General features: G+C 51.9%; 23 protein-coding genes. 9 read left to right on the top strand and 14 right to left on the bottom strand.

Going from position 1 to position 26,444, the window contains the following annotated elements; genetic code table 11:
- Positions 1 to 337: 337 nt before the first annotated feature.
- The 4 genes from TH63_RS09400 to TH63_RS09385 all read left to right on the top strand — a co-directional run bounded on the left by TH63_RS09400 (position 338) and on the right by TH63_RS09385 (position 3,148).
- Entirely contained in the window at positions 338 to 1,630 is a 1,293-nt protein-coding gene (locus tag TH63_RS09400) for a PAS domain S-box protein (protein ID WP_048920723.1), read from the top strand.
- Positions 1,631 to 1,689: 59 nt separating this feature from the next.
- Positions 1,690 to 2,052: a CZB domain-containing protein gene (locus TH63_RS09395; RefSeq protein WP_048920722.1), complete on the top strand. Its 363-nt coding sequence runs from the start codon at positions 1,690 to 1,692 to the stop codon at positions 2,050 to 2,052.
- Between the two features lie 239 nt (positions 2,053 to 2,291).
- Positions 2,292 to 2,714 (top strand): STAS/SEC14 domain-containing protein, encoded by a 423-nt coding sequence (locus TH63_RS09390; RefSeq protein WP_048920721.1) that lies wholly within the window; start codon positions 2,292 to 2,294, stop codon positions 2,712 to 2,714.
- Positions 2,711 to 3,148, top strand: coding sequence for a hypothetical protein (locus tag TH63_RS09385; RefSeq protein ID WP_048920720.1), 438 nt, complete (start codon positions 2,711 to 2,713; stop codon positions 3,146 to 3,148). Before TH63_RS09390 ends, TH63_RS09385 begins: the two co-directional genes overlap by 4 nt.
- A gap of 927 nt (positions 3,149 to 4,075) precedes the next feature.
- Here the strand turns inward: TH63_RS09385 and TH63_RS09375 are convergent.
- The 14 genes from TH63_RS09375 to TH63_RS09300 all read right to left on the bottom strand — a co-directional run bounded on the left by TH63_RS09375 (position 4,076) and on the right by TH63_RS09300 (position 18,528).
- Complete coding sequence (locus TH63_RS09375) at positions 4,076 to 4,654, bottom strand: heme NO-binding domain-containing protein (protein WP_048920718.1); 579 nt, start codon at positions 4,652 to 4,654, stop codon at positions 4,076 to 4,078.
- 42 nt (positions 4,655 to 4,696) lie between these two features.
- Positions 4,697 to 5,206, bottom strand: a complete 510-nt coding sequence (locus tag TH63_RS09370) for a GAF domain-containing protein (RefSeq protein WP_048920717.1) — start codon at positions 5,204 to 5,206, stop codon at positions 4,697 to 4,699.
- A 1,159-nt stretch (positions 5,207 to 6,365) separates the two neighbouring features.
- On the bottom strand, positions 6,366 to 6,680 hold the full coding sequence (locus TH63_RS09355) for a hypothetical protein (RefSeq protein ID WP_048920714.1): 315 nt from the start codon (positions 6,678 to 6,680) through the stop codon (positions 6,366 to 6,368).
- 110 nt (positions 6,681 to 6,790) lie between these two features.
- On the bottom strand, positions 6,791 to 7,762 hold the full coding sequence (locus TH63_RS09350; protein WP_156180499.1) for a DUF6371 domain-containing protein: 972 nt from the start codon (positions 7,760 to 7,762) through the stop codon (positions 6,791 to 6,793).
- 97 nt (positions 7,763 to 7,859) lie between these two features.
- Positions 7,860 to 9,212, bottom strand: a complete 1,353-nt coding sequence (locus TH63_RS09345) for a DUF3987 domain-containing protein (RefSeq protein ID WP_048920712.1) — start codon at positions 9,210 to 9,212, stop codon at positions 7,860 to 7,862.
- On the bottom strand, positions 9,205 to 9,528 hold the full coding sequence (locus TH63_RS09340) for a helix-turn-helix domain-containing protein (RefSeq protein WP_048920711.1): 324 nt from the start codon (positions 9,526 to 9,528) through the stop codon (positions 9,205 to 9,207). The genes TH63_RS09345 and TH63_RS09340 overlap by 8 nt, the downstream gene beginning before the upstream one ends.
- 80 nt (positions 9,529 to 9,608) lie before the next feature.
- Positions 9,609 to 10,610, bottom strand: a complete 1,002-nt coding sequence (locus TH63_RS09335; RefSeq protein WP_048920710.1) for a hypothetical protein — start codon at positions 10,608 to 10,610, stop codon at positions 9,609 to 9,611.
- Positions 10,611 to 10,656: 46 nt separating this feature from the next.
- A complete protein-coding gene (locus TH63_RS19810) occupies positions 10,657 to 11,949 on the bottom strand; it encodes a site-specific integrase (RefSeq protein ID WP_053093771.1) in 1,293 nt (430 codons plus the stop codon).
- Between the two features lie 514 nt (positions 11,950 to 12,463).
- Entirely contained in the window at positions 12,464 to 12,718 is a 255-nt protein-coding gene (locus TH63_RS09325; RefSeq protein ID WP_048920709.1) for an acyl carrier protein, read from the bottom strand.
- Entirely contained in the window at positions 12,715 to 14,022 is a 1,308-nt protein-coding gene (locus tag TH63_RS09320; RefSeq protein WP_048920708.1) for a dihydrolipoamide acetyltransferase family protein, read from the bottom strand. The genes TH63_RS09325 and TH63_RS09320 overlap by 4 nt, the downstream gene beginning before the upstream one ends.
- Positions 14,015 to 15,001 carry an alpha-ketoacid dehydrogenase subunit beta gene (locus TH63_RS09315; RefSeq protein ID WP_048920707.1) on the bottom strand — a complete coding sequence of 329 codons (987 nt, stop codon included), beginning with the start codon at positions 14,999 to 15,001 and terminating at the stop codon, positions 14,015 to 14,017. The genes TH63_RS09320 and TH63_RS09315 overlap by 8 nt, the downstream gene beginning before the upstream one ends.
- A 3-nt stretch (positions 15,002 to 15,004) precedes the next feature.
- Positions 15,005 to 16,009, bottom strand: coding sequence for a pyruvate dehydrogenase (acetyl-transferring) E1 component subunit alpha (gene pdhA / locus TH63_RS09310; RefSeq protein WP_048920706.1), 1,005 nt, complete (start codon positions 16,007 to 16,009; stop codon positions 15,005 to 15,007).
- A gap of 18 nt (positions 16,010 to 16,027) precedes the next feature.
- Positions 16,028 to 17,776 (bottom strand): acetate--CoA ligase, encoded by a 1,749-nt coding sequence (gene acsA / locus TH63_RS09305; RefSeq protein WP_262506193.1) that lies wholly within the window; start codon positions 17,774 to 17,776, stop codon positions 16,028 to 16,030.
- Positions 17,776 to 18,528 (bottom strand): SDR family oxidoreductase, encoded by a 753-nt coding sequence (locus tag TH63_RS09300; RefSeq protein ID WP_048922716.1) that lies wholly within the window; start codon positions 18,526 to 18,528, stop codon positions 17,776 to 17,778. Before TH63_RS09300 ends, acsA begins: the two co-directional genes overlap by 1 nt.
- A gap of 249 nt (positions 18,529 to 18,777) precedes the next feature.
- Here TH63_RS09300 and TH63_RS09295 point away from each other — a divergent pair, with 249 nt between their 5' ends.
- From TH63_RS09295 to TH63_RS09275, 5 genes are all read left to right on the top strand, one after another.
- Complete coding sequence (locus TH63_RS09295) at positions 18,778 to 21,366, top strand: glycoside hydrolase family protein (protein WP_048920704.1); 2,589 nt, start codon at positions 18,778 to 18,780, stop codon at positions 21,364 to 21,366.
- Between the two features lie 820 nt (positions 21,367 to 22,186).
- Positions 22,187 to 23,473, top strand: coding sequence for an alginate export family protein (locus TH63_RS09290; protein WP_076606452.1), 1,287 nt, complete (start codon positions 22,187 to 22,189; stop codon positions 23,471 to 23,473).
- Positions 23,474 to 23,687: 214 nt separating this feature from the next.
- Positions 23,688 to 24,389 carry a pseudouridine synthase gene (locus TH63_RS09285; protein WP_048920703.1) on the top strand — a complete coding sequence of 234 codons (702 nt, stop codon included), beginning with the start codon at positions 23,688 to 23,690 and terminating at the stop codon, positions 24,387 to 24,389.
- A 205-nt stretch (positions 24,390 to 24,594) separates the two neighbouring features.
- Complete coding sequence (locus TH63_RS09280; protein ID WP_048920702.1) at positions 24,595 to 24,828, top strand: DUF2188 domain-containing protein; 234 nt, start codon at positions 24,595 to 24,597, stop codon at positions 24,826 to 24,828.
- Between the two features lie 252 nt (positions 24,829 to 25,080).
- Positions 25,081 to 26,106, top strand: a complete 1,026-nt coding sequence (locus TH63_RS09275) for a 2-hydroxyacid dehydrogenase (RefSeq protein ID WP_048920701.1) — start codon at positions 25,081 to 25,083, stop codon at positions 26,104 to 26,106.
- The last annotated feature ends 338 nt before the right edge of the window (positions 26,107 to 26,444 follow it).

Raw genomic sequence — 26,444 nt, 5'->3', positions numbered from 1 at the left:
ATTGATTTAGAAACACTTTGAAGTTAGTTCGGCAAATTCAGAGATATGACCTGGCTAAGGGATTAAAGTGTTATCCTCCCTAGATTGCTGTTTAGTTAAGTATAAGGGAAGAACCAAAGCTATTAGAAGGACGTATGGAGCACACCTAAAAAGTTACTCCCTTTTTATACTAGATTGCTTGGTCTTGGATTTACATTTGGAGCCAAAGCCGGCTGTTGCTTAAAGCAAAGTATGACTTATTCTCATGCTACCTGCTGGACATTCAAAGGCTTTGCTAACCTTAATTGTTTATCTTGTACCCTGTAATAATCCGATTGACGACATATTCCCATATCAAATGGAAAACAACATATCTGAGAAGACGACCAAACATAATGATTATGAATCAGCGCTGGAGAAACAGCTGAAGATAACCAACACCATCACCGATAACGCCACGGTCGCCATGTTCATGATGAATGACAAAGGCTACTGCACGTTCATGAACCCGGCGGCCGAGAAGATGACCGGCTTCACTTTTGCCGAGGTGCAGGACAAGCCGCTACATGATATCATCCATCACCATCACCCGGACGGCACCCCTTACCCCATGGAAGATTGCCCCATAGACAGGGCGCTCCCCACCAACAACAGCGTACGGGCGCACCTGGACGTTTTCATCAGGAAGGACGGCGCGTTTTTCCCGGTGAGCTGTGCGGCCAGCCCGATCTTCGAGAACGGGGTTCCCGTTGCCACGGTCATCGAGGTGAAAGACCTCACGGAGGAGAAGGCCGCCGAAAAAGCGCTACGGGAAAGCGAGGAGAAGTTCAGGTTCATGGCCGAGTCCATGCCCCAGATGTTCTGGACCACCCGGCCCGATGGATACTGCGACTACTACAACCAGAGATGGGTGGACTTCACCGGGATACCGCTTGATAGACTGTACGGCTACGGGTGGCTGCAGGCCGTCCATCCGGCTGATGCGCAGAATGCCAGCTATGCCTGGAGCAGGGCCGTGGAAACCAAGGCAGCCTACCAGGTGGAGTACCGGGTGCGGCGGCACGATGGCGTCTATCGCTGGCACCTGACCAAGGGTATGCCCCGTCTGGATGAGCGTGGGCAGGTTGTGATGTGGGTGGGGAGCACCACCGACTACCATGAGCAGAAAAGCATGGTGGAGGAACTCGTGGCGACCAATGAGGAACTGTTGGCCTCCTTCGACCGTGAGGTGGAGGCCGCACGGAAAGTAGAATCCCAGCGCCAGATGCTGCATGACCTGTTCATGCAGGCCCCCGCCTTAGTGGCCATCCAAAGAGGTCCTGAGCATATCTACGAATTGGTGAACCCGAACTACCAGAGGTTGGCCCCCAGCAGGCAATTCATAGGGAAAACCGTAGAGCAGGCATGGCCGGAGTTGAAAGGTCAAGGTTTCTTCAATTTGCTGGACCAGGTATTCCAAACCGGAGAGCCTTATATCGGGAATGAGATGCTGGCCCAAATCGACAGGCACGACAATGGGCAAATGGAGGAGACCTACTATAATTTCGTGTACCAGGCCTTCAAGGAGGACGGGAAAGTTGCGGGTATCGTGACCTTTGGGTTTGAGGTAACTGACTTGGTAAAGTCAAAGCAAGCCATCCAAGTTAAATAAGATAGGTAATAATAAACTTGTTTAGCGCCGGTGGCGTTCCCCTTGGACAATCTCCCAACATGTTAAAAAGCCAGGATAGCCTTCAGAGTTTAGACATAAAGCAGGCCAGGGTGAAATTCATCCTGTTCAAGTCAAAGCTGCGTTCCATCCTGTACGGAAGCTCCACGGATGATTCATTGTTTTCAGCCCGGGAAAACTCCCTAGGCCAATGGCTCTATAGTTCCGCACTGACGAAATATGGCCACCTGCCGGAGATAAGGGAGATCGAAAAGATAAATCTATCCATCACCGGCAAAGCCAAGGATTTGGTTAACCTTTATAACGGGGGTAAGATAGACGAAGCCCGCGCGGGGCTGACGCACCTAGACGGGAGCGAGAGGGAACTTATACGCCTTCTGGAGGAGATTGAAAGCAAAGTCTGATGGTACTTATGGTTTTCCTGTTTTGAATGTCAGGCAATTGCAATCACCTAATAAACCGTTGTTGCTTAGGCTAGGACAGCCTATTACTTTCTGAAACACTGCTATTACTTTCTAGGTGAAAAGCCAATACATTTTGTATTCCAGCCTTTAAAATTCTTATTGCCGATGATTGTAAGGGATATTTTTTATTTACAATGTCTCCGTAACCCTGGACAGCGACTTACGTCTAGGTAGTCATTATGACACAAGAATATAGGAACGCGTTCGGCAATGTCTACCTGACGGTGACGGTGGACAGCGAGAATAGATGGGTGCATACGGATTGGATGGGGTACCTGACCGAGGAGAGCGTCAAGGCCGGCGCCCTGGCCTACACTGACGCCCTACGTAAAGCGGATCTCTTTTGCGTATTGAATGACACCACCAAGGTTATAGGGAGCTGGGACCATTCTGTGGACTGGGTGGTGAACCAGTGGGCGCCCATGGCGGCGAAAGCAGGCCTGAGGCACTTCGCCATGGTCACCGCCCCCCAATCCTTTGCCGAGGGCTCTGCCTCTGCCTTCTACTCCAGTCTGAAAGACTTTGAGGCGAGGGTATTTGACAATATCCAGGAAGCACGCCAGTGGCTACGGCAATACAGCCTTAGCAACGTCACCATATGAGCCCTATAGGAATGGAACCGGAGGAACAGGTAGAGTTGAAGAGAGTGTACGGTAACGTATTTTGTCGCATCTCCAGAAACAGCGAAAACTCCATCGTGCATGCCCGCTGGTTCGGGCCTCAGTCTGAGGAGACAGTCAAAGAGGGGGGGCAAAAGCTTCTCGAATTGATGTCGGGGAAGCCCTATGCCAAGCTTCTCAATTGCAACAGGGAAGTGATAGGTTCTTGGGATATGGCGCTGGAATGGGTCCAGAGTGAGTGGGCGCCCCAAATGAGGAAAGAAGGTCTGCAATACCTGGCTTATGTAGTTCCAACCAGTATCTACGCTATTATGACAGTCGAGTCCCTGATACAGCGAATAGATGATACTTTTGAGATCAGGACCTTCGACGATGAACAAAAGGCCCTGACTTGGCTCCTTTCCCAAGCCGGCTAAGCCAAACCTTGCGGCAAAACCCAGAAACCGAAATTTCTTCAATTACATTCTCCTAATCAAATCCAACCTGTTTTTGGTGATTTCACTACTTCCACAGCAGTATAGTGACACCCAATTTAATGGTCAGGATTTAGATGGTTATGTGTTAGATTCAAACGAAAAAAGAAGGTAACCCTAAAATATGGGTCACCTTCTCTTCGGTAAGTAAAATATAGCACAGTCTCAATACGCTGAGTTTTGGAAAATGTTCCATTAAACTAATGCAGGGTTTCTATTTAGATTTTAGCCCTTCAATATCTAAAAGGTGTCTCATATTGCCTGAATTGGGAAATAACTATTTATGGAGATAATCCCTTTGCCATACACTTGCTATGTGAGGAGACGACAAGGTGATAGTTTTTCCCCGGCGAACAGGGAAAATTCCTCAGAAGCAGTTCCCCCCCACAAAGGTGCCACTCGCAATGGCCACTCCTTTGGATTTCTATTTTAGCCCTTGATCAGAGGCTAAAGTAATGGGCTATGCCTCCAACCAACTAAGTGCTTGGGCGGGGTGTGGAAAGCATTTATAATCGAATTGGGGGGTAAAGCCCATTAAAGCCTGCTCTATGGCTCTTTCTCTGGAGGCGAGAGGGGAAAGGACCCGGGCCAGCCTCTGGAGCCGGGAAGTGCCTAGTGGCCTGAAAAAGTCGGATAGGATCGGCAACAATACTTCCTCCGGCACAGTTACCTGTATCTGGGAGGAGTCAAGCAGGAGTCCAGGCTTCATAACTTTTGACATGGTCCACCACTATGTCGTAAGAACGCCTTGCTTCCGTGAAAAGGTTGTTGTCGAGCCCAGGCAGTGTGGCGTGGATGACGTCGTTTGCAGGTTCATAGAGAAGCCTTACAAACCCGTTTTCGTAGATAATCATGGCGGACTCTTCTTTATTAAGTCCGGTTCCTGAAATCTACCAAAATCTGCACCCTTTCCGCATGCGGCTCGGTAAGGCGGGTCACGCTTACCTTGTCGCTCTCATGGTAGTGCTTTGCGATGCCTCTGATGATGCCAACCGCGACCCCGGCCATACGGCGTTTGGAGTAGTAGTCTACAATCAACCTGCTAGGTCCCTGTTTGGTCACCAGTAGCTTAGGAGGGGAGGTCCTGGCGTCTTCTTTCTTGACGGCGCCGTGCATGGCCACCTCGGTGTTGAGCAGCATCTCATAGGTGCGCCATTCAGGCTTCACGTATTTTTTGTACACCAGCAGCAGGTCAGGGACCAGGAACTCGCCGAAGCTCTCCATCAAGTCATAGGCCGGGGTACCGGTTGCCTCGGATGCCTTTCCTACAATAGCGAACAGCTCGTCCGTCGGGTACATCTCGTGCATGAGGTAGGAGGTGCGTTCTATGCCTACCGACTCCAAAAGCCTTATCCAGGTGCTGTAGTCAAACGTGTTCTCTACATAACGCTTCAGCAATACGAAAATTGAGCCGTGCATTACGTCCTGCCCATGTTCTACTCCTTCCATATTGTTTCTCTCAAAAGTAAAGTCTTCATTATTTAGGCCTTATCAAGCAGCCCCGGTCTCAATATCATTGATGATGATTGAAGCCAGGTTCTCCAAGATTCTTTGGTCTATCTCAGAGAACTCGCGGGGCTCTTTATCTAAGATACACAGCGCTCCGATATTGTATCCGTCTGAAGTAGTCAAAGGAGCCGCTGCGTAGAACCGCAGTCCGAACTCACCCGTCACCATGGGGTTGGCCAGCAGGCAGGGCTCGTGCAGCGCATTCTCAAACACTGTGGTGCTGTCCCTCAGGATGGCAAGGGAACAGAGGCTGGTGCCTCGTGGCACAGGCTGTGGCTCCTCTAACCCTTGGCTGGCTTTCGTCAGCACATAATCTCTGTCAACAAAGTTAACGAGAGCGATCGGGACATTGAACATCCTGGAGGCCATTCCGGCGATGTGCTTGAAGTTACCCTCCTCCTGATAGGAGCCGATTAGGTCCAAGCTATGAAGCTTTTCCAGCCGTTGCTCCTCATTGGAGGGAATTATGGGCAATCCGAATGTATTTTCCATGATTTATGCGTCAAATGTCAAGCCTAATGTCTTAAATAGCAATTGAACTTATTGCCAAAGGAAGCAATGGAAAGTAAAGGTACCCCTTGTTTTTTAGAATTCTCTGGTTTTAACTAACCCGCCTATGCAAAACAAATGCCGTTCCCTAAAAAATGCGTCTACATATAAAGCTGGTTGTTTACTTAACTTTAATATGTCAAACATTTCTTCTTCACTTAGCTGACAATCTCCAATATGCTGCACCTCGGCTGGGTAGTGATGCACGTAGGTTGAAGCTCAGGGTTAATAGGGTGATAAAGAACCGGAAGGCCAGCAGCCTGCACACGGGCCTAAAGGTGGGCTCTACGGAGTGCCATGAGAAGTTCTTGGGCAAGCATAAAGAAGTAATTAAGGACCTGAAACTAGGCAGGTCTTATAAGGAAATCAACAAGCTGACGGTGCCGCTCCCTAAACCTTCTCTAAGGTAAAGAGGGCACTGGCGGAAGGATGAAGATAAAAGGTAACCGGTCCTTAATGGAGACTAGACGCGCCTTCAGGGCGGAAAGTGCAGATAATGCGGCCCAGCCCAAACCGAACCTCGCCTGCCATCCTATGACTGCCCAGGCACACAACCTTTGCCTGAGGAAAAGGGGAGGTTCCAAAACCCCTCAGGCAGCCTCTATTCCCCTGACTTGCCTGCCGCCCATCTAAAAGGGCAGTCTGTGAAAACGGACCCACCCGGTCTTACCCAAAGCGTTCCAATCGAGAGACCATACTCCCACCTACTGAATACAAGTTGCCGATCCGCAGAAAATTATACATACTAAAACAGGTCTTTTTAAGGGATGCATTACAGTGGGTGAGGATATATGTACGTATTAAAAAAAAACGCCTGTAATGTATTGCAAAACAGGCGTTTCTGAACTTAACTGTGGTCGCGTAGGAAATCGAATTCAAACCCGGCTTTTTTTCGAAACTTGTCAACATGCACCCTAAACTCCATTTCCTCGGGAACCAAATATAAATACTAGAAGAAATCAGCTCTCTTGCCGACAGGAAATTGAGGAGGCCGTGCTGTCTCCTAAACTAAGATATTACTTCGAAGTTCATCTAATGATTGCCAGTCCTTGAGGTAAGCAGCAAGAGGAAAGCCCATTCTGTTGGCCCTATCCTTACTTGGTCATACGCTAAAGGATCCTTTTACTTTTGCCTCCTCCAAACTTTCGATGAGTACGCGAAGGTTGTCGGCCTTTTGTATGGATTCCAGGAACTCAGAAAAATATTTTGACGAGGGATAGACATCCCCCTCCATTATCTTAATCACGTGGATTCTCTCACTGAGGGTGTCTAGGTCATTCCTGGCCAAATCCAGGCACGTCTCCATTACGAACTGAAAGTACTCGTATTTTACTATTTCCTCCCTCAACCCACGCATCACAGGGTGGTTTCGGTTGTGGTCATTCTTCAGTGCCTCAATCAATTGATCAATATTCATGTCTTTAAAAAGATTTTAAACTGTTTCTATTTCATTTCCTACATGGATGGGGGTTTGGCAGTCATACAAGCCTATGAAAGTGGGCTTCCAGGTGCTATTCTGCTTGCGGTTCAGGAACTTGGCGTTGCATTCCTTGGTTCTGACATACTTGCGGATTCAATCATTCCAATCCTTCCTTCCACCAGGAAATCCGCTATGTCCCAGCCCGCCTCCATTTCCCCCTCCGAAGCCATTCCTTTCAATACTTCTGTCACCTTTATCCTTTGGAGCAGCCCATCCTCCAGTCTCCTTGCCCTGTCCTGCCAGGCCTGGAGGGCATCGACATCAGGGATGAGTGTTACATCCCTTCCCCTCAGGGGCAGGCACCTATCTAGGCTGAGCTGGGAAATACCCCCGCAGGCCAGCCAGAGATACTGCGGGTAGAAGGCGCTGGCGATGATGGCCGTCTTCTCGCTCTCCACGATGGCCACCGGCTTTTCTGGCTCCAGCCTGAGCAGGTGCTCCCCGAAGAGGCACTGGCTGAGGCAGAAGTGGGGGTCGTTTGAGAAGCGGTGCGCCCAGTGGATTCTGCTCACCGGCTCCTTTACGCGCCTACCTGTCACTGGGTCGTAGAGCATGATCTTGCCGGTCCGGATGTTGTTTTCGCTGTCCACCTGCCAGAACACCGTGGCCCCGGGCCAGTATTTTGAGGTACCGACCAAATACCTATCGATCAGTTCCCTCGCCTTCACTTTCCCAAGCAGCCCGGTAAGGAAGACGGCTAAGTTATTCCTCTGGAATGCCTTCCTGCTACTCTCTAGCAGGGAGGGACGGATATAGGAGGCTGGATTGGGCTTCTCCTTCTTAGGAATTGGCCTCGGATTGGGTATATAAGGGATACCCTGCGCCTTGAAGTATTCCCCGGGCTTCAGGTGGTAGCCGCAACTGGTCTCCCGGTTACACCTGCCCACCGAAGGGCCTACCGGCTCACCGGTGGCGTTGTCAACGTAGCGGGTGAAGCATTGCCTCTTCCCGCACCCTGGGCAGTCGAAACGGGTCTTGGGCCCGCCGTATCTCTGCAGGTTAAATGCATAGTCGCTCATCTTCTTCTTGAGTTGTGCCGCACTATCCGCACTATCCGCACTTCATAACCTCTAGCGGGAGGGGAAGTGCATAAAGTGCGGGAAGTGCAGCCAGTTGCTAGATGAGTTTCTGATATTTACCGTGCCTTAGGTGCATGAACAGGGTCTTGTCCTTCAGTATCTCATGGAGCGTCCTGTGGGCAATCCCCTGACCCGATGCGATGGCCTTGGCTTCCTTGGTGGAGAACTCCACCGGCAGGGACTCATAGAAGGCGCGCCGGTCCTCCCGCAAGTTCTCCAGGGGACTGTAGCTGTTGATGGTATCGTTGACCATAGTCCCAGTGCGGCGGTAATACTCCGTGAGCATTATGGACCCCTGGACTGCCTCCTCACTGACAGCGTCTCGGTCCCACTCGCCTGTGGCCCACATGGCGGCCTGCAAGACCAGGCTAAGCCGGATGCAGTAAGTCTCCAATTTGACATAAAGGCCCCCTAGGGATTCGGTGGGGGCATTGTTGATAAGGTCCGTGTTGTGGACCTGCCACTCCGAGAGGAGGGCCCGCGCCCCGGGGGAGAACTGGACAACCCTGGGCTCAAGGCTTCCGTCCTCCCTAACCTCCAAGGAAATGTCGAACAGGTTACCAATGTACCTCTCCCAGTCCACGGCCACCATGGGGTCGATCTCCGTCTGTGACCAATATTCCTTCACCAGGTTAGGCGGGAAGGCGAAAAGGATGCGGTCCATGAAGCCGTTCACGCTGCGGTTCCCCTGGGCGAGTTGCCCCAGAAGCCCGTTCTGGATCGTGCCCACCACGGAGACGCTGGGGTCCATGATGTTGAGGGGCTCCCCGGACTTGCGGTCCTGGATCAGGGGCTTGCCGCTCCAGACCGTGAGCCAGGTCTCCTGCTCGCTGCCCTGGCTGTAGCGGTTGAAGTTGTTGAGGAAGCCCATCAGCTCGTCCATGTACAGGCCCAGGCCCCGGGGATTGCGCTGGTGGATCTCCAGCAGGGCCTCCGGCGTGCTGTCCTGGACCAGGCTCTTGCGTATCACCGGCTTCTCCGGGGGAGGGCTGCCGTCCTTAATCTTCTTGTGGAGGGCCAACGCTGCCTTGTATTCCTCCATCTCCTCCCGGTATTCCTGGTATAGCGCCCTGTCCCGTTTGAAGAAGGGGGCGAGCGCGAAGGAGAGCGGGTGGCTCTTGGCGGTGCCGGGCCTTCCCACCAGCGCCATGAAGAGGGTGCAGCCCTCCTGCCAGGCCCGCTTCACCTGCACCTTGAGGGCATTGCCGACCGCGACGCTGATAGCGACCAGGATGGCGGAACCCATGAAATCCACCGGGTAGAGCAGGCTGTCCCTGGTGGCCTCGATGATGCGCCTGATGGGGGCCGGGAACGCCAGGAGCGGGAACTCCAGGGTCTCTTGGGAAGAGGTGGCGGAAAGGTACTCCCGCAGGTTGAAGGCACTATGCACGGCGCACCCCCTTTCTTGTATCCAACTGAATTTCGGCAACTGTTCTCTGCCGCCCTGCCTCTAGCCAATCTAACAAGTCCTTCTTTTGAAAGAAAAGTTGCTTCCCTCTCTTACAGTGTGTAATCTCCCTTCGGCTCGTGAGCGCATATAAGGTGTTCTTGGGAATGCCGAGGAACTCAGCGGCCTCCATGGCGTTAAGTGGTTTATCAGACTCGGCACTATTTTTTGCCTTGGCCTGATAAATGTTGTACAGCTCCAGCGCTATCTTCTCTAGGCCGCTGAGCCTCTCATCGATTTTAATAAATGGGTTGTCCATTCTCTCTATTTTGGGTTAATTGTTAATGATATACAAATGTCCAAAATACAGCTGGAGCTTACCCTAGGTAAGGCCTGACGTTAGGCCCTACCCAAATCAGCGGCCTTTATCTCAGTCTCAACTAGTCTCTGAGCCTTGGGGAACTCTACTAGAAGTGCCATCACCTTTTTAAGGTTTGGTATATTTGAGAGTGTAATTCTTCTTTCATTATTATTAATGAAATTGTAGTGGTTTTGAAATGACTTGACACTCTTTAGGTGGCTTCTGCTAACCACCTCCGCTATGGCCTTCAATTTTCCACCTTCATGGTTTTGAAAAAAAGGAACATACCCTGCATCTTGGAGATACAAGAAACAAAGGGCTAAGATCGCCTGTTCTGGTTTCTTGGCATAGATCCTCTCTAGGGCCGCATCCTCCTCATCTGCCTTCTTTATATCTGGATTGGCTAAATACTTCTCCTCAGTCTTTTCTTTTTTCCGCTTAGCATTTTCTTTTTTAGCCATTTCCCCGAAGTCGCGGTTTAGGTTTACCCAGTCCCATAGTCTTTGCTCGAATGCATCAATGTACCCTCTGTGCGACCTTACCCAACTACCCACGGCGCGTAGGCTATGGAAGTCTGTGTCGCGCCACATGTCATACCTAGAGGCTTCCCCGAATGTCTCTATGGTAGTAATAAGGTAGTCCAGGAAAGCAGTCGCATCCTCTTTAGGGGCCGCTCTCTCCACATATGAGGCAAACTGGTAATCCAGGAATTCGGCAATCTCCGCATGGTCATGCCTTTGGATATAAAAACAGAACCCTCCCTGCACCGATTTCTCGTTGAAGTCGCTCGGGTATATCCCCGTCTGGCCCCACTCCTTGCTTTCCATTGTAAAGAGAGGTATCGAGAAGGGATTCTGCTCAGAGAAGGAAGGAACGGACCTGTACTTGTCAGGGGGTACAGAGTGATAGGTGAAAAACGGGTGATGGTAGACCAAAGAGGTGAACTTCCTGACATAATAGTCATGATTTAGAATGGGTTCGTCCTCCCAGTCCTGCGGATCGTAATCGTCATTTACCTCCCAGTCGTCTTGCTCGTCCATAATTACCCTATTATGGGTTTTCCTTGGATTTTGTTGCGCTGATAGGTTAGAAGTCCATCAGGCGCCTCTTAAACTGCCGCTTCTCGTCGTCCTCAAAGCCGGCCAGGTAGTTCTGCGTCGTCTTCTCAGAGGAGTGGCCCAAGAGTTCAGATATCATTCCCGTAGGGGCACCGGCTCTCATCATGCCCGTGGAGAAGGAGTGCCTGGCCGCGTATGTGGTGACGTTCGCTTCTATACCCAGTTCCACGGCGATCCGCTTCATGTACTTGTTGGTCGTTTTGGTTGCCTGGTTGACCGCCGCCTTCTCCCGTTCCGGGGTTATGCCTGCGGTGAGGATCGGGAACACGTAGGCGTCGGGGAGAGAGGGCTTGTTGCCCCACCGCCGGATGATCTCAGCGACCTCAGGCTCAATCTCCACGGTAATGGCTCTCTGGTCATGCCGGGTGGTCCTCTCCGTCTTTGCCCTTACGAAGGTGATGGAGTCTTTTCCGACCTGCCGGTATTTGAGCCTGGCGATGTCCTTCATGTTGATGCCGTTGCACAGATAGGAGAACCACCAGTAGTCCCTAGCCCTCGCCTCGCTGTCCGACTTGGGCTGATATTCGAAGATCTTCTTCAAATCATGCTTGGACAGGGCCTTCTTTATGTTTCTGCTGGCCGGCACCTGGTATTTCCGCTTTCCGAAGGGATATAGGTCTGGGTGAACATTCCCCTCGGCCATCGCCTCGTTGAAGAGAGTCCTGAGCGTGCGAAGGTACATGCTCACGGTTGTGGCGGACTTTCCGTTTTGAACCATCCATTTATCATACCTTCTGAGGAAATCGGGCGTCACCTCTGAGAAGGCCATAGGTTTCCTTTCGGCGATGATAGCGGCCCTGTCGGCCTTGATCTTCTCCAAGCTCATCCCCTTGCCGCTTGATGAAGGCTTTTGCTTCATAAAGGAGAGGAGGGAGACGAGGGCTGTCTCATAGTTCTTGGCGGTACCTACCTGACCCTCCGCCATAAATAAGCTGACCTTGGCGACAAATGCGTCAAACACATCGTCCTTGGCTAGGTTGTCACGGAATCTCTTGGTGAAGGCCTCAAAGGAGAATACAGAAAGAGTTTCTATTATCCCCAGCGCCTTACCCTTGAGTGCGTTAAGCTCAATTCCTGTCTCTTCCAACTTCTTGCCCGGCTTGGCACTCAGGGCCTTCCCGAAATCATCGGCAGTCAAGCTGTGTCTTGTGGGAAAATCCTTTGCCTTCCGGTTATATATGACCCTGATTTTAACCGGGAATTTTCCGTCCTTCTTTGCCCTTCTAGTGTCTTGAACAATAGATACACTTGCTGATGCCATAGTAACTCAGGTTTATTTGCAAGCAATTTGCAAACATTTATCCAAAAATACGACTAATATTCATAAGTATTTATAAAGAAGAATTTACTAATTGCTTAGTAAGCAGTTAATTATAAATATCAATAAATAACAATTACTGTTGACCTTACGCCTTCTAAGCAGTAGGTCTTTGGTTCGAATCCAAATGGGATCACAAAACCGGTAAAAAAAGCCTCTTCACTTTACGTGGAGAGGCTTTTTTGTTTTCGGACAGTTGGTGGCTTATAAATGTTACACCGCCTCAAAAAAGGCACTATTGGAAGTACCTGCTACTCTTTTAACATTTTCCCTGCTTCACCCCTTGTAAATAATTTGATCTCTTTTTTTAGAATTACTCTGTGACAAGCGTGTGAATGAAGTCCTATTTTGGGGCTATTTTTAGGAAAACAGGCTTAAAACGGAAGAGTTACTATAGAAAAGTCATAGGCAGACTGTTGCTGCCTTACCAAAGTGAAGACTATTTGAAAGCTTTAGTTTATGTCTTAGCCTTCGCGTGTCCCTGAATATACCTCACCAACTCCTTCATAGTCTGAATTTTCCCGTAATCCTCCTCGGGCGTCTGCAGACCAAATTCCTCATCCAGGGCCACTATGAACTGCAGGTAATCATAGGAATCGATGCCCAGCGTTTGCCGGATATTGTCATTTGGCTGAAGTTGGCCAGGTTCTGTATCGGGGGCAATAGTTTTAAGCCGTAGGACCAGGGTCTGTTTTATTTCTGCTTCTGTCATAATTTCTCGGGTTCTTGAAGGTATTGTTTGATGGCGGTCAGAAAACGGCTTCCGGTGCTGCCGTCAGAGGCCCGGTGATCAGCGGCCAAGGTGGCGGTAAGAACCGGGCGTACGTCCAGCATGCCATTCTCGGTCCAGGGTTGGGGAGTAATTCCCCCGAAGCCTACCAAGGCCACCTGTGGCGGGTAAATAACGCCATAGACGGTTTCCACGGCGCCTTCTCCCAGGCTGGTAACGGTAATGGTGGAGTCAGCTAGTTCAGAGCTGCGCAAGCGTAAGGCCCGCGCCCTGGGAATTAAGTCGTTCAAGGCAAACATCAGCTCGTCTACCGTTTTAGAATCTGCCTCATGAATGGCCGGGACAATAATGCCGCCCGTACGCAGCGAAACCACATACCCAATATTGATGCTGTTTTTGCGCTGCAGCCCGTTTTCCCACCAGGCATTCAGGTCCGGCACGTCATTGAGCGCCTTGGCCACCGCTTTCAAAAGAAGGACCGCGGGTAAAAGGCGCTCTTTGACGGGGCGCTGTTTGTTGGCCTCCGTGAGCCAGGCCAGCGCTTTGCTCATGTCAATTTTCGTCTCCAAGTAGTAATGCGGCACTTCGCGGTTAGACTTGCTCATGGCGGCTGCCACAGCCATCCGGATGGTTTCCGGGGAAAATCCGGGACCTGCCGGTTTAGGAGCAACTTCTCCGGGTTGCATGGTAATTTGCTCTAGGGGTTGAACTGCTGCCTGAGGAATGGGAGCCGCGGCCTGTGCTTCTGATGGATGGGTAGGCAAGGCTGCTTCCTTTTGAGATGGTGAAACCGGTGGGGCCACCTGGGCGGCCAGGGCGTGTTCCACATCGTCGCGGGTGATAGCTCCCTCTGGGCCGGTGCCCTTTACGGTGGCCAGGTCTATTCCTTTTTCTTCGGCAATCCTTTTGGCCAGGGGAGAAGCCCGAATATGGTTCTCCGGTAGGGCGGCTTTCTCCACCGCTGGCGGAGGGCCAGGCATAGCTGCTACCGGGCTCTCTGCCGCTGCCGCTGTTGGTGCTGGCGCTGCAACCGGACCCGCTTTCTCTTCTCCCGGAGGCATAATGGTGGCCATGAGCATACCCACTGGAACTTTCTCATCAACCTGAACCAACAATTCCCCAATTGTACCTTCATCAAACACTTCTATTTCTATGATTCCTTTCTGGGTCTCTACCTCCGCAATAATGTCTCCTTTCTTGATCTTATCCCCGGGCCGCACGTGCCATTCACGCAGAAAGCCACTTTCCATATCAGCCCCCAGGCTGGGCATCCGGTATTCAATCATGTTGCAGCATTTTTTTTATGGTAGAAACAATCTGGTCAGTTTGCGGAACGGCGGCGTCTTCCAGGTGTTTGGGGTAGGGTATAGGAACTTCTACTCCGCATAGCCGCTGAACGGGTGCGTCTAATTCATAAAAGGCCTTTTCCATGATTCGGGTACTTACCTCAGAGGAAATGCTCACCGATCTGCTGGCGTCTTCCACCAGCAGGGCTCTATGGGTTTTGGCCACGGAAGCCACTATCGTCTCCTCATCCAATGGGCGTAGAATCCTTAAATCTAGCACCTCGGCGTCAATTCCCGCCTGTGCTAATAGCGGAACAGCCTCCAGGGCTTTGTACACGCCTGTGCCGTAGGTGATAATGGAGATGTCGTTTCCGGGGTGTCTTATTTTAGCCTTGGTGATGTCTACTGGACCCGAATTGGAGGGTAGCTCTCTCTCCAGGTTTAGCATGGAGGTGTATTCAAAGATGATGATGGGGTCTGGGTCTAGTAACGCCGGTGCAAGCATGTAGCGGGCGTCTTCATGGGTGCCGGCAGACAGTACCCGTAAGCCCGGGATATGGGCAAACAGCGGTTCCCAGCTGTGCGAGTGCTGGGCGGCCAGCTGGCGACCAATACCAGTACTCATCCTGATCACCAAGGGCACATTGAGTTGGCCGCCACTCATGTGAAGCAGAGTAGCTGCGTTATTGGCAATCTGGTCCAGGGCCAGCAAGCTGAAATTAACGGTCATGATCTCTACTATGGGCCGCATGCCCCCTAACGCGGCGCCAATGCCTGCTCCTACAAATCCTCCTTCGGACAAGGGGGTATCCATGATACGCTCCGGCCCAAATTCCTGCAGCAGGTTCTTGCTCACGGCAAAGGCTCCGCCGTAATGCCCCACGTCTTCGCCCATCAGAAACACCCGATCGTCAGAAAGCAAGGCTTCCCTTATAGACTGCTTCAGGCATTCGCGGTAAGTGAGGAGCGGGGTTTCCATGGGTCAGGGGGTTCTTTCACTGTAGGTGTATCTGGTGAGTTCTTCAAGGGGTTCCCAACTGCAGGCTTCGGCAAAGTCAACGGCTCCCTGAATTTCCTGGTCAATCTGGGTTTCCATGGTTGCCAGTTCTGGTTCTGAAACCAATTGTTGTTGCAGGAGCAGGTTGGAATAAGCCTGGATAGGGTCCCGCAGTTTCCATTGGTCAACCTCGCTTTTTTCACGGTAAAGCTCGGCGTCAAACATAGAGTGCGCCCTAAAGCGGTAGGTGTTGCAGACCAGGAAAAAAGGCTTGCCGGTTTCGCGCACGGTTTGGGCGGCGGCAGTGGCAGCCTGCATGACGGCTGGTAAATCCATGCCGTCTACCGCGGCGGAAGTGATGTCATAGGCAGCTCCTTTCTTCTCCAGTTCTGTCATGGCGTGGGTGTAGCGCAGGGCGGTGCCCATGGCGTACAGGTTGTTCTCGCAGACAAAGAGCACCGGCACCTGCCACAGGGCTGCCAGGTTCATAGCCTCATGGAAAGCCCCTTCGGCCATGGCGCCTTCCCCAAAAAAGCAGCAGGTGATTTGGGGGCGTTTTCTTTTTTTATCGGCCAGCGCCAGCCCAACTGCCAGGGCCAGGTGGCCTGCCACAATGGCGTTTCCTCCGTAGAACTTTGCCTTCGCATTGAACAGGTGCATAGAGCCGCCTCTGCCTTTGCTGCACCCTTCCTGCTTCCCGTACATTTCGGCCATAATGGCACCGGGTTCCAGGCCCCGCACCAGGGCATGGCCATGCTCCCGGTAGGTGCAAAGCACATTATCTTCAGGGGTAAGTGCCTGCAGCACCCCTACGGCTACGGCTTCCTCGCCAATGTAGAGATGCAGGAAACCCCTGATCTTGGTTTTGGTATACATCTCAGCGGCCTTTTCCTCAAACCTTCGAATCAAAATCATCTGGTACAGCAGCTTCTGCGCCTGCTCTTTGGGCGGCAGAAAAGGGGCGGTTGCGGAAGTGGGGTCTTGTGCCATGGTCTGAGTCCTTACAACTTAAGATTGCTCCAGCGTGGAGAGGTCGCCTTCCGGAAGGCCCAGTTCCCGGGCTTTAAGCAGCCGACGCAAAATTTTACCGCTTCGGGTTTTGGGCAGCGTGTCTATGAAGGCTATTTCCTTGGGCGCCACGGCGGGGCCTAGTTTCCGGCGGGCATGGGCGGTAATATCCATTTTAAGGGCGTCATCTGGGGTATAGTCTGGCTTGAGCACCACAAAGGCTTTCACCAGTTCCCCAATAAGGGCGTCTGGTTTCCCTATCACGGCTGCCTCGGCTACCGCCGGATGCTCCATCAAGGCACTTTCTACCTCAAACGGACCCACCATGTGCCCGGAGGTCTTGATGATATCATCGGCGCGGCCGATAAACCAATAGTAGCCGTCTGCATCTTTTTTTGCCAAGTCCCCGGTCAGGTACCAGTCTCCCCGGAAGCATTTCTGGTAGCGTTCCTCGTCATGCAGGTAGGTGCGGAACATAGAGGGCCAGCCCCGCTTCAGAACTAGGTGCCCGTCTTTGCCGGGCTCGGTAAGAAGCTGGAAACTGTCATCGGTTACTTGGGCTACGGCTGCTTCTACGCCAGGCAAGGGTTTGCCCATGGACCCAGGCCTTACAGGCATAGACCGGTAATTAGCGATCATGATGCCTCCGGTCTCGGTCTGCCACCAGTTATCCAGGAAAGGCATGCCAAAGGTCTTCTCGCCCCAGATCACCGCCTCAGCGTGCAGGGGTTCTCCCACGCTTAACATGAGGCGCAGATGCTCCAGGTGGTATTCCTCACGGGGCTTTATGTTCATGCGCATCAAACGCCGGATGCCAGTGGGAGCAGTGTACCAGATGTTTACCTTTTGGTCCTGCAAAATGGAATACCAACGGGTAGCATCAAACTCTTTCTCGTCTACTATGTTGGTAACTCCGTTAACCAGGGGCGCAATGATGCCATAAGTGGTACCGGTCACCCAACCGGGATCTGCCGTGCACCAGTAGATGTCACCGGGGTGGAAGTCCAGCACGTATTTGCCTGTCACGTAGTGCACCAAGACGGCTTTGTGCACGTGCAAGGCGCCTTTGGGCAGGCCAGTGGTGCCGCTGGTAAAATGCAGCAGGGCGGGGTCTTCAGCATCAGCAGGCGGAATGTTGAACTCAGGGGAGGCCTCTTCCATGAGGCGGGGTAGGGACCGGACTTGGTCGTTCTCATGGGCTGCGGCGTCTGTGAGGAGGATGTAGCGTAACTGCGGCAGGCGGTCTAGCAATTGCCGTATCTTCTTCTCAAACTGGTCCTGCGTGGTGACCAGCACCAGGGCATCGCCGCGGCTAAGGCGCTGGAACACGGGTTCCGGGCCGAACACATTGAACAAGGGGCAGAAGACCGCTACTTTCTTAAGGGTACCCAGGGCACTGACATAAAGCTCTGGCACCCGGCCCAGGAAGGAAAACACCCGGTCTCCCTTTTGCAGGCCCAGAGCGGTTAACACATTGGCAAAACGATTGGTAAGCTCCTTCATATCCTGGTAAGAGCAGTCCATGGTGGAGTGGTCTTTCTTGACCCAACGCAGGGCAGTTTGGTCGCGCAGCGGACCGTTGGCATGGCGGTCAATGGCCTCAAAGCCTATGTTAAGCCCCTGCCCGTTGGGTAACCCCGTAAGGCCGGTCCGTTCCTTTTCCCAACTGAAGCCAGCGGAGAAAGTAGCATAATCTTCTAAGTTGGGAGCAACAGCCATACATTTAGCTTTTGAGTGTGTTGCTTTTATTACTGGGCCACCCAGCCACCATCAACCACAAGGGAATGGCCCGTGGTAAAGGAAGCGGCATCAGAACAAAGCCAAATGGCGGCTTCGGCTATTTCTTCCGGGGCGCCAAACCGGCCTATAGGCTCTGAATTGGTCATCGCCTGCCGGGTAGCGTCGTCTTTTATAAACCGGTCAACCATGGGCGTCTGGATCACGCCCGGGCACACGGCATTGACCCGTATTCCCTGGCGGGCATATTCCAGGGCGGCGGTTTTGGTAAGGCCAATCACCCCGTGCTTGGAGGCGGTATAACCGGCTAATCCCTGAAAGCCAATAATCCCGGCAATAGAGGAATTGTTGACAATGGCTCCCTTGCCTTGGGTCAGCATTTGCCGGATTTCATATTTCATGCAGAGCCAAACCCCCTTCAGGTTCACGTTGATCACCTTCTCCCAGTTTTCTTCAGTTATTTCATGGGTGGGTACCCCGAGGCCTTCAATACCCGCGTTGTTAAAGGCGAAATCTATGCGGCCAAAGGTGCTCACCGTTTTCTCCACCATGGTTTGTACCTCGCTGGCTTTAGAGACATCACACTTGAGAAAGAGGGCCTCGCCACCCATGGCTTTGATACTCTCCAGGGTTTCCTGGTTCTCCACCCAATCTACCAGAGCTACTTTGGCTCCGCGTTTCGCGAATAAAAGAGCGGTGGACCTGCCAATGCCGAAGCTCGCTCCGGTAATGAGTGCCACCTTGTTGTCAAATTGTTTTTCCATGGTGAACAAATTAAGGCCTTATGCAGGAGCAATGAGGGACACCTGATACTCTAATGTAATAATTTAAACCATAAATAATATTTGATATGTTATACGTATGACCTGAAATAACGCATACCCGTTTGAAGGATTCCTTTGAAGCAATATAAGCCTACTGACCAGGGTCTGAAGGATTCATGGGGATGGGGAAAGCTTTCCTGTGTACTTTTGCGCAGGTCACCAGTTACCTAACGCTATTAATTCCAACCTATGAAAAAGGCCGCCAAGCTCTTCACCTGTATCTGTCTCCTTGCTTTTAGTTTCTGCGCCCCTGGTGTGTTGGTGGCCCAGACCAAGCCGGCCAAGGAAACAGAACTGGTGTATATAGACGGGAAAGGGGTTTTGCGTTGGAAGAAAAACAACCAGGAGGCGGCGTTCTTCGGGGTGAACTACACTGTGCCGTTTGCCTACGGATACCGGTCTGTCAAGGCGCGGGGAATGGACCCGGAGAAAGCTATTGACCAGGACGTGTACCACCTGGCCAGGTTGGGGTTAGACGCGTTTAGGGTGCACGTCTGGGACACGGAGATATCAGATACGCTGGGCAATTTGCTGGAGAACGAGCACCTGCGGCTTTTTGATTACCTGGTCTATAAACTTAAGCAGCGCAACATCAGAATCATGCTCACGCCCATTGCGTTCTGGGGCAACGGCTACCCCGAAAAAGATGAGGCCACACCCGGTTTCTCGCACCTGTACGGCAAAAAGCGCGCATTGGTGGAAGAGAGGGCCTTCGTGGCCCAGGAGAATTACCTCAGGCAGTTCCTGAACCACGTTAACCCCTACACTAAGCTAACTTACGGGGCAGATGCCAATATCATTGGCGCCGAAGTCAACAATGAACCCCAGCACTCCGGTCCCAAGGCCCGCACCACGGAATATGTGAACCGCATGGTGGCGGCCATCAGGGCTACCGGCTGGACTAAACCGGTGTATTACAACATCAGTGAGTCGCCTACCTACGCAGATGCCGTAGCCAAAGCTCAGATAGACGGGGTGAGTTTTCAGTGGTACCCCACGGGGCTGGTGGCCAACCATACTTTACAGGGCAATTACCTGCCGCACGTAGACCGGTACCAAATTCCCTTTGACACCATTCCAGAGTTCAAGAACAAATCATTGATGGTGTATGAGTTTGACGCCGGCGATGTGCTGGGCTCATACATGTACCCCGCCATGGCGAAGAGTTTCCGGCAGGCGGGCATGCAGTGGGCAACTCAGTTTGCCTATGATCCTCTGGCGACCGCCTACGGCAACACCGAATACCAGACCCATTACCTCAACCTGGCCTATACTCCGGACAAAGCCATTAGTCTTTTAATTGCCTCCAAGGCGTTTCATGCGCTGCCTTTGCGCAAGAACTTCGGGACCTACCCCGCCGACAGTGTATTTGGCGCGTTCAGGGTGAGTTACGCCGGCAATTTAAGTGAGATGAACACGGCTCAGGAATTCTATTACTCCAACACTACCTCCACCAAGCCGGTCAATGCCAAAAAACTGGCTCATGTGGCGGGCGTTGGGACTTCACCGGTGGTGCGCTACAGCGGAACCGGGGCTTATTTCCTGGACAAACTGGAAAATGGCGTGTGGCGCCTGGAGGTAATGCCAGATGCGGTGCACATCAGAGACCCATTCGCCAAAGCCTCGCCGGGCAAAGAAGTGACCCGCATTCAGTGGCAAATCCAGGACATGCAAATCAACCTCCCCGAATTGGGGAATAGCTTTACTATTACCGCCGTAAACGAGGGCAACCAACACCAGGCCACGGCCAAAGGAGGTAGCTTCCAGATTCAACCCGGTGCCTATCTGCTTTCCAAAAAAGTCAAAAGCACCTGGACCGGCGACCGTACCTTCCTGAACCTGCAGGTAAAGGAATTTGTGGCCCCGCAACCGTTTGACAAATCTGTTTTTGTAGACCACCAACCCATAACGGAAGTTTCTTCCGGCAAGGCTTTTACTCTAAAGGCGCAAATCGTGGGCGTGTCGCCGGGAGCGAAAGTAACTGTGCAGGCCAACAACCTGGCGGGCGTGTTTAAAACCATTGGCATGGAGAAAGCCGGCGCCTATGACTTCACCGCGCAACTACCAGTGGACTTGCTTACTCCAGGCTTGGTCACCTACCGGATCATGGTGCAGGAGGCCGGTCGGCAGATTACTTTTCCGGGGGGCCATGAAGGAGACCCCTGGGCCTGGGACAATTACCGCACTGACTCTTACCAGGTGTTTGTAGCCGCAGCGCAAGGCCAACTGGAGCTCTTCAACGCCACCCATGACCGGGCCCTCAACGTTTTCCCTAATCTCTGGCGAAGCGACGAGCGCCAACTCATTACCGGCCAAAAAACCGGCCAGCTTATCCTGCAGCTTACGGCCAAAGAATTGCCCAAGGAAGGCACCTTCGGGTTCCAGCACGCCATTGCGGACAAACTGAAAGGCCGGCAACCTGAGTTAGCCTCCTTTGACAAACTGGTGGTCCGGATAAGAACCTCGCAACCAAAAGCAGTACCGGTAACGGTGGCCCTGGTCAACAAAAACGCGTCTGCTTTCACGGCACAATTACAGGTTGCCAATACCTTCCAGAACATAGAAGTACCCTTAAGCTCCTTGCGGCCGGGCGCTTTCATGCTGCTTCCCCGGCCGTACCCCGGCTTTCACCCCTTCTGGTTCAAGTCTGAAAAGCCCGGTACCTTCTCTCTCCAGGACCTGGATAAACTTCAAATTTACCTGACGGAAGGGACGTCTGTTTCTGGGCCTATCACTCTGGAGATTGAGTCTGTGTGGTTGGAGAAGAAAAAGCAGTAGAAGCTGCAATTCCAGTTTTGGGCTTGGTTTTTTGAAAACAGGCCCAAAGCGCAACTTCACCTATTCACCGCAAACTCCCTCCTTGAGAGGGCGAAGGGGGGGGGTTACACAGGAGAGCGCATCTGCAGGATAAACCTATGCACATCCAAGTCACGGAAGTAACTTCCGCGCCATAGAAAAGCCGTTGCCAACCTCTCCTTTACTACTTTAAGATGCAACCACCGGGGATTGCAAATCCCCCTTTCGGAACTTCCGGATGGCAAATCCGGAAGAGCGTTTTCCCCTAACGCCAATCGGGAGATTGGCTCACCGTTCAGTGCGTAGAGCGCTGCCGCTAACTCTACGCACAACATCTATGTCTAAAGCATTTGGTGTAGGGACAGGGCTTAACCTGTCCGCATGTATTGCCCTCTTCTGCCTTCTTTTTCGTCCCCCTTTGAAGGGGGTAGGGGGATGAATACTCTTGCTGATCCATCCGTTTTGGGCACGTTTTCCCCAAAATAGCCTCAAAACGCCAAAAGCTAATTTCGGTTTATCTTCCTTCCAATCTAAGGATTAAGTACTTCCCTGCTACCCCTCAAAGCCTATCAAAACACCAATATTCCCTCAAGAAAAATAACCTCACTATATGCACCAAGCAATGGTGAAACCCGCTACCTTGAGCCCCTATAGAAGCTTTGTAGCTGCAGAACACCGGCAACCCTTAGCCGGTTAGGGAATTGGGTCTGTTTCATAAAATTGGCACCAAGGGAAAGAAAAGAGAAGACCCAACGCGCAGGGGCAAGGCTAGGACTGAAAGCTAGAACCAGAATTCCTTTTTATGAAACCCATCTCTTTTACTAAGGCCCTGCTGTTGACTGCCGTATTGGCGGTCACCACTTGTAATGCGTTTGCTCAGTTTTCCCTTTCCGCGGAGATTAGGCCCCGGGCCGAGTTTAGAAATGGGTTCAAAACCCTGAAAGGGGAAAAAGATAACCCCGCTTTTTTTGTGGAGCAGCGGTCACGGCTCATTACCCAGTTTCAGAAGGAGAAAATACGGTTGAAGCTGTCTTTGCAGGATGTGCGGGTGTGGGGCAGCACCAGCCAGGTTTATAAATCGGATCCTACGCTTTTCAATGTGTATGAGGCCTACGGCGATTATCTGTTCACACCCCAGTTGGCGGTGCGCGTGGGCCGGCAGGAGCTGGACTATGATAACGCCCGTTTCCTGGGCAACCTGGACTGGGCCCAGCAGGGCCGAAGCCACGACGCCGTCAGGGTTATGTTCTCTGATAGTTCGGGGTTTTCGGCGCACGCCGGGGCAGGCTATAACCAGGTAGTGCCGTCAGAGCCCACCAAACTGTTTGATACCTATTATGCCGGCGGAGACAACTACAAAACCATGCAGTACTTATGGCTGCACCAGGACTGGAGCACCGCCAAGCTGTCTTTACTGGTGTTTAATGATGGCCGGCAGAAACCAGATAGCACGGTGGCTTACAGGCAGACTTATGGCGTGGTAGGCGACACCAAACTAGGGCCGGTAAAACTGGGCAGCGAATTCTATTACCAGGGAGGAAAGGACGTAGGCAGTAAAATAGTGCAGGCCTTTCTGGCAGCCGCCAACCTGACCGTGACTACCCCGTTGACCCCGGTTACGCTGGGCGTGGATTACCTGTCGGGTACCGGGAGGGGCGAGGCAAAAAACAAAAGCTTTGTGCCTTTGTACGGCACCAACCATGCTTTTTACGGCTTCATGGACTATTTCTACGTGGGCAATAACCATGGGCAGGAGGGCCGCAACACCGGTCTGGTGGACTATTATCTGAAGACTAATTTCAAAACCGGGGCCACCAACTCCATGCTGGTGCATTTGCACCATTTCACCTCGCCGGTGCGGGTGTATGAGCCGGGCCCGGCCAACCGAAAATTAGGCCCCCGCTTGGGAGAGGAAATTGATCTCGTCTTCAACCAGAATGTAGGTTCAGACTTCAACGTGAAACTGGGGTATTCGCAGCTTTTTGAGACTAATACCTTGGAGGCAATCAAAGGAAAACAGAGCACTGGCCTGAACCAATGGGCCTGGCTGATGATCACCTTCAAGCCGGTACTTTTTAAAAATGAGTGAGTGAGTGAGTGAGTGAGTGAGTGAGTGAGTGAGTGAGTGAGTGAGTGAGTGAGTGAGTGAGTGAGTGAGTTGCGTTTTGGAGCCGTTTTCAGGATAACAGGTCCGAAACAGGAAAGCAAAAGTAGTCCGGTAAAAACGGGTTCGGGTTTATGGACAGGTTCAGTTACTTTTGCGGTGACAACCCGTTATATGGAAGCCAATCTTTTCTGATCCCATGAAAAACCTTTCTTCCTCGCTTCAGCATTTTGTGGTTCAGAAGGGAAGGATGTCCAACAAGGAGGCCGTGCAATGCATTTTGCTGGGCCGGGTGTTAGTGAACGGAAAAAAAGGGCAGTTGAGTCAGCCTTTGCTGCCGGAAGATGAAGTAACCCTGGATGGCCACGTGCTTAAACCTTCCCAGACCTTTACCTATCTGGCGTATTACAAGCCCCGCGGGGTGGAGTCCACCCTCAACCTACTTATCCAAAACAATCTTGCCCAGGCCCTTTCCTTTAACTTGCGTCTTTTCCCGGTTGGTCGGCTGGACAAAGAATCTGAAGGGCTCATGCTGCTCACCAATGACGGCCAACTCTATGACCGCATTGCCAGCGCAGAACACCACCAGGAAAAAGAATATATCATTACCGTAGATAAGCCCCTAACCCCTGAGGCGCTTGAACACCTGGCAGAAGGAGTGGTGATTATGGGCCAGAAGACCCGGCCTGCCCAGGTTTCCCAAACAGGGGAGAATCAATTCAGGATTATTCTCACGCAGGGGCTAAACCGCCAGATCAGGCGCATGTGTCATAAGCTAGGGTATGCGGTGGAGCAATTGGTGCGGGTGCGCATAGTAACCCTATCCTTGGGGCAGTTGCAGCCCGGGGAATGGCGGGCGCTCCACGAAGAAGAACTTAAGCAGCTTAAACAATCTTCCTAAAGCCAAAGTCCCCTCATTAAGGCTTTGGTTAAGAACCATATGGGCCAATAGTTGGTCTCTTCTACTATTTTCTATTTCACCTTTGGCTTTTCTTTCTGGTAACTAATTTCTTGTCAGTTTTTTGGTCTGCTTTCTTGCCGTGCATAATTGAAACTTTAAGGCGGTGCGGCCAGTAGATTACCAGACACCATTAATTTCAATTCTTATGGCAGATAGAAAGATATATCATGTGAACAAAACCGAAGAGGGTTGGGAAGGGAAACTGGAAGGCGGACAAAGAGCATCTGTCACGGGTTCCACCAAAGAAGAGGTAGTGAGCAAAACCATTGATCTGGCCAAAAACCAGGAAAAAAGCTCGGTGATTATCCATACCAAGGATGGGAAAATTGAGGAAGAACGTACCTTCCCAAGGGCCAGCGATCCTAAAACCAAAGGATAAAATAAAGAAATCTCCCAAAATCCCTGCCCCATGAAAATGCTCTTCATGGGGCAGGGATTTTTTTTGCTGCATTCAGCCGGGAAAAGACTCCCCAAATGGCTTTCCTTGCTGGCAGCTTCCGCACAAAAGAGAATCTATCTAAACTTCTAAACCTGAACGTACATCACTTTTCTGGCTGGCAAAAGTCATTTTAAGGGCCTGCGGTTCTTCCCAACTTGCCCATATTAAACAGAACTATAAAGCCACTGCGCCATGAAAGTAACCTTCTACAATACCAAGCCATATGACAAGCAGTTCTTCACCGAAGCCAATCAGGTGCAAGGCCACCAACTTCGGTTCCTAGAGGTGCCCCTAAACGAGAACACCGCTATTCTGGCCAAAGGCGCCACGGCGGTCTGTGTGTTTGTGAATGATAAAGTAAGCGCTTCTATTCTGCGGCATTTAGCCGAGGCGGGCGTAAAACTATTGGCCCTGCGCTGCGCCGGGTATAACAACGTAGACATGGCCGCCGCCGCCCAGGTGGGCATAAAAGTGGTGCGCGTACCAGACTATTCGCCTTATGCCGTGGCCGAACATACTTTGGCCCTTATCTTAACCCTGAATCGCAAAATACACCGTGCCTACAACCGCGTGCGCGAAGGAAACTTCGCCCTCACCGGCCTCATGGGCTTCGACCTGCACGGCAAAACCGTGGGGCTGATTGGCCTGGGGAATATTGGCCTGGTAACTGCCCGCATTTTAAAAGGGTTTGGGTGCCGCGTGCTGGGCTATGACCTCTACAACAGCCCCGAAGCCGCTGACGCCGGTGTGGAGTTTGTGGCCCTGGAAGAGTTGTACGCCCAATCTGACATCATCTCCCTGCACTGTCCGCTTACCCCGCAAACCTTCCACCTGATCAATGAAGAGTCCATTGCCCAAATGAAAGATGGCGTGATGCTCATCAATACCAGCCGCGGCGCCATTATCAATACCCAGGCGGTCACCAGAGGCCTCAAGTCAGGCAAGATCAAAAGCCTGGGCATAGACGTGTACGAAGACGAAGGAGACCTTTTCTACGAAGACCTGTCCGGCCGTGTCATCCAGGACGATGTCTTCATGCGCCTGCTCTCTTTCAACAACGTCCTGATTACGGGTCACCAGGCCTTCTTCACCGAGGAAGCGCTCTACACCATTGCCCAGGTTACACTCAAGAACATCACCGGCTTTGAGCAGGGCCAACCCCTCAGAAACGAGGTCTTCCCCAGCTTTCTGCCTAACGTAGAAAACATGCTGAATTAATAGGGCTTGCTTCTGTACTTGCACTTCCATCTGCCGCCTTTCGTAACCCGGTTAATTCCTGGTTCCCTGGGCGGCGGATTGCGTTTTGAGGTTGTTTTGCGAAAAATGGGCTGGAAACAGGAATTTGATTTACTCGAGTAGGTCCTCCCCCAACCCCTTCATTGGGGGAGAAGGAAAAGGGCAATGCGTTGGGGGTATGCGATACGCCCCTACGGAATCATTCTCACAGTGTTCACATTGCTCTTCAGGATTTGCAATCCGGAAGTTCTGAAAGGGGGATTTGTAATCCCCTTTATGGTATCTTTTTAGTTTGGGAATTTTACTAGCAAATGTGCTCT

Origin of the sequence: Rufibacter radiotolerans, assembly GCF_001078055.1 — a bacterium.
In the GTDB taxonomy this organism is placed as follows: Bacteria; Bacteroidota; Bacteroidia; order Cytophagales; family Hymenobacteraceae; genus Nibribacter; species Nibribacter radiotolerans.
This window is presented reverse-complemented; position numbering and strand designations above follow the sequence as displayed.